This is a genomic window from Candidatus Collinsella stercoripullorum, assembly GCF_027669965.1.
GTDB lineage: Bacteria > Actinomycetota > Coriobacteriia > Coriobacteriales > Coriobacteriaceae > Collinsella > Collinsella stercoripullorum.
Map to the genome: position 1 here is coordinate 1 of NZ_JAQECM010000082.1, position 4,020 is coordinate 4,020.

Below are 4,020 nucleotides of genomic sequence, written 5' to 3' on the forward strand. Positions count from 1 at the left end.
CGGCGGCGGAGACGAGCCTGCCGGTGAGCGCGCCGAGCCCCGCGGAGACGGCGGAGCCGGTCCCCCAGGCCATGCAGCCCGCCGCGGCCGCGGCGACCGGGGCGGCGAGCACCGCGTCGCCCGTGGCGCCGACGAGCGTGCAGGCGAGCGCCAGGGACGCGGAGGCCCCGGAGTCGGTGCGGCCCCATACGAGCCACCATCCGCAGGCGAGCGCCGCGAGCGCGGCGACGACCGGCAGGACGGGAACGAGCGGCGTGCGCATGAGGGCGGTCGCCGCGAGGCCGCAGTACAGCAGCGCGGACCCGATCTGCGGGGCCGCGAACGAGGCGGCGCCCACCGCGAGCGCCACGACGAGCCGGCCCGCGGGCTCCGTCACGCCCCCGGACCCGAGCAGCGCCCAGCAGGCCCATCCCACCGAGACCGCCGTCACGGCCCCGTGCAGCAGCGGGCGCGCCCGGTCGGTGCGGCTCCCGAGGTAGCCCTTCTGCGGGTCGAGCTCCCAGACGCGCGCGGCGCGCTCCGCGGGCTCGTCCTCCTCGGCGTCGGCGTCGTCCGAGGTGAGCCGTGCGATGAGGCGCGCCAGGCTCTTGCGGCCCTCGCGCACGTCCCCCAGCCCGGAGAGGAAGCGGTCGCCGAAGGCGGGGACGCTCGCCATGCGGGCCTCGGGGAGGGGGGAGAGGGCGGACAGGAGGGCCTCCTCGGCGGTCTGCGGGATGCCCGGTAAGAGGTCGCTGGGGAACACCACGCCCCGCTCGATGCGCTTCTCGGAGTCCGCGGGGGTCGCCGCCCTGAACGGGGCTGTGGCGCACAGGGACTCGTAGAGGACCGCGGCGAGCGAGAAGACGTCGGCCCGCTCGTCCACGGTCTCGCCGCGCAGCTGCTCGGGCGCCATGTAGCCGATGGTGCCCCCGCGCGCCCCGCCGAACCCCGCGGCGCTCGCGAGGGAGGCCATGCCGAAGTCGGTGAGCTTGACGTGCCCGTTGCGGTCGATGAGGACGTTGGCGGGCTTGATGTCCAGGTGCAGGACGCCGTTCTCGTGCGCGAAGGACAGCGCCTGGACGAGGGCGTCGGCCACGGCGGCGGCCTCGTCGTAGGTGAGCGAGTGGCCGTCGACCGCGGCGAGGAACTCCTCCAGGCTCATACCGTCGACGTACTCCATGACAAGGTAGGCGTATGCGGCGTCGTAGGTGAAGTCGATGACCGAGACGATGTGCGGGTGCTGCAGCAGGCTGGCGGTGCGCGCCTCGGTGAGCGCCTGCGCGACGGTCTCGGCGGGCGCGAAGGCGTCGGGCGACGCGAGGGGCATGCGCTTGATGGCGACGCGGCGCTGCAGGCGGGAGTCCAGGCAGATCTCCACGCTGCCGAAGCCGCCGGCCGCGCGCGTCTGGAGCGGGCGGTAGCGGCGCAGCAGGCTCGTCGCCGTGGCCCCGGGTGCCGGGGCGGCCGCGGCGGAGGCCGAGGTCGAGGCCCCTTTGGCGGGGCGGTTGCCCGCTATGCGTTCGCGCGGGTCCATGACCCGCGTGCGCTGCTGTGATGGAAAGAGCGGCATGGAGTTCCTTGTGCGGTTGAGGTGCGTTTTCGTGTATGCCTGGCGAGTATTCTACCACGCGGGCCGGTTCGACCCCGCATCCGGGGCGAGACGCCGCGGAGCCCACACGTCTGCCCCGCGGCGCCGGGTCCTCGGGGCGGCGGAGGCGGCGGTGCGGCGATGTGGCGGCGACAGCGGTGATGTGGTGGCGGTTGCAGCGGCCGCGGCGGTTGCAGCGACCGCGGCGGTTGCGACGGCGGTCTTGCCGCCGCGGCGGCGGTGAAACAAAAGCGTGCACGGACGCCTTTGTTTCACTGAGCCCGCTTCCAACTGAAACAATGGCGTGCACGCACACCTTTGTTTCATCCGCGTCTCTTGGCGATACAAAGGCGTGCATGGACACGATTGTTTCACCTAGGCCCCTTTCAAGCGAGATGATGGCGTCCATGCACGTGATTGTTTCACCCGGTTTTTCTTGGGTTTTCTTCCGGTATTCCTCGGGCGAGACAATGGCGTGCACGCACGCGATTGTTTCATCTGGACGCGCTCTATGCGAGACAAAGGCGTCCATGCACACCTTTGTCTCACGCGCGTGTGAGGCAGGCCGTGGCCCGGGCGTCCGCGGCCCGGGCCCCGCCGCCCGCGTGCGCACGCATGACGATGCCGCGGTGTCCGCGCGTCTGCCCCGCGGCGCGGTTCCGGGCGCCCGTCCGCGCGGAGGGGTTCGCGGGTATGATGGACGCTCCCGAAGGGCGCCCCGCAACGGAAGGGTGCCGGCACATGAGAGGAGCGCGGAGCCATGGACGATACGGAGCGCCTTGCCGCGTACGACGCCTTCGCCGCGGATGCGCGCGCGGAGCTCGCGCGGACCGACGAGCGGATGAGCGAGCTGCGGGCGGCGGGGAAGGTGAAGACGGCGACGTACCGCCAGCTGTTCGCCGCGCGCCTGACGTTGAAGGAGATCGACCGCCGCCTGGTCGAGCACGGCCTGTAGCGCCGTCGGCCCGCGGCGGATCGGGTCGCGCTGCCCCGCCGCGCGGCGCGGCGCCCCGCACATTCGGCGTGCGGGACCGGTATCGGCGCGTCGCGGGCGCCTGCCGCCCCGTCCCGCCGCCGACCGTCGCCCTCCGGAACGCGGCGTCCCGCTGCCCACCCGGCGCTCTCGCCCGGCACCGGCGTCCCGGGTCCGCATCAGAGGGTATGATTGGTTGGACCGAGTCTCGCGGAGGAAAGAGGCCCCATGGAGTCGCTGTACAGAACATACCGCCCGCTCACCTTCGAGAGCGTGGTCGGCCAGCAGCATATCGTGTCCACGCTCAGGCACGCCGTCACCGAGGGGCGCCTGTCGCACGCCTACCTGTTCTGCGGCCCGCGCGGCACGGGAAAGACCACCATGGCGCGCATCCTCGCCAAGGCGCTGCTGTGCGAGCACGCCGAGGCCGCGCGAGCCGAGGGCGCGAGCGGCTGCATGCCCGACGGCAGCTGCCCGGAGTGCGAGGCCATCGCCGAGGGGACGCATCCGGACGTCTACGAGCTCGACGCGGCGTCGCGCACGGGCGTCGACAACGTCCGCGAGGAGATCATCAGCTCGGTGAGCTTCGCCCCGGTGCGCGGGGCCTACAAGGTCTACATCATCGACGAGGTCCACATGCTCACCACGGCGGCGTTCAACGCGCTGCTCAAGACGCTGGAGGAGCCGCCGTCGCACGTCGTGTTCGTGCTGTGCACGACCGATCCCCAGAAGATCCCCGAGACCATCCTGTCGCGCTGCCAGCGCTTCGACTTCCACCGCATCTCCAACGAGGACATCGTCGGCCGCCTGCGCTACATCTGCGGGCAGGAGGGGTTCGAGGCGGACGACGAGGCGCTCGAGATCGTCGCCCGCCATGCGCGCGGCGGCATGCGCGACGCGCTCTCGACGCTCGAGCAGCTCTCGGTGTTCGGCGACGGGAGGGTGCGCGTCGCGGACGCGCGGGCGCTGCTGGGCGAGGTCTCGTCCACGGTGCTCGGGGAGTTCGCCCGGGCCATCGCCGCGCGCGACGTGGTGGCGCTGTTCGGCATGGTGCGCCGGCAGGTGGACGAGGGCAACGACCTCATGGAGTTCACGCGCGACCTCGTGGCGCACGTGCGCGATGTCTACACCGCCCGCGTGGCGGGCACCCAGGGCGAGCTGTTCGACGGCACGCCCGACGAGGTGGCGGCCCTCGCCGACGAGGCGGCCGCCTTCGAGGGCGCGGACCGTCTGGCCCGCGTGCTGACGGTCCTCGACGACGCCGCGATCGAGATGCGCACCGCGGCCGATGCGCGGCTCGTGCTCGAGATCGCGTGCACCAGGCTCGCCCGACCGGAGTCCGATCTGACGCTCGAGGCGCTCGCGGAGCGCCTGGACCGCATCGAGGCGCAGCTCGCGGCCGGTGTGCCGAGCGCGCCGCTCGACGCCGCGGGGGTCGCCGCGCTGACGGGTGCGGGGCGCGTCGCGGGACGGGGCGCCG

At 73.0% G+C, this 4,020-nt stretch carries 3 protein-coding genes; 2 read left to right on the forward strand and 1 reads right to left on the reverse strand.

Annotated features, from left to right (window positions below; translation table 11 throughout):
* Positions 1-1,549, reverse strand: a 1,549-nt coding sequence (locus PHA29_RS10280; protein ID WP_270849536.1) for a serine/threonine-protein kinase, incomplete at its 3' end; no start/stop codon positions are given.
* Positions 1,550-2,327: 778 nt separating this feature from the next.
* Between PHA29_RS10280 and PHA29_RS10285 the strand changes: the two genes are divergently transcribed.
* Both PHA29_RS10285 and dnaX read left to right on the forward strand, forming a co-directional pair.
* Positions 2,328-2,522, forward strand: a complete 195-nt coding sequence (locus tag PHA29_RS10285) for a hypothetical protein (protein WP_270849538.1) — start codon at positions 2,328-2,330, stop codon at positions 2,520-2,522.
* Between the two features lie 246 nt (positions 2,523-2,768).
* Positions 2,769-4,020, forward strand: a 1,252-nt coding sequence (dnaX, locus tag PHA29_RS10290; RefSeq protein ID WP_270849540.1) for a DNA polymerase III subunit gamma/tau, incomplete at its 3' end; no start/stop codon positions are given.

Coding starts and splice junctions, on each gene's coding strand:
- PHA29_RS10285 (WP_270849538.1), top strand. CDS start 2,328: ATGGACGATACGGAGCGCCTTGCCGCGTACGACGCCTTCGCCGCGGAT.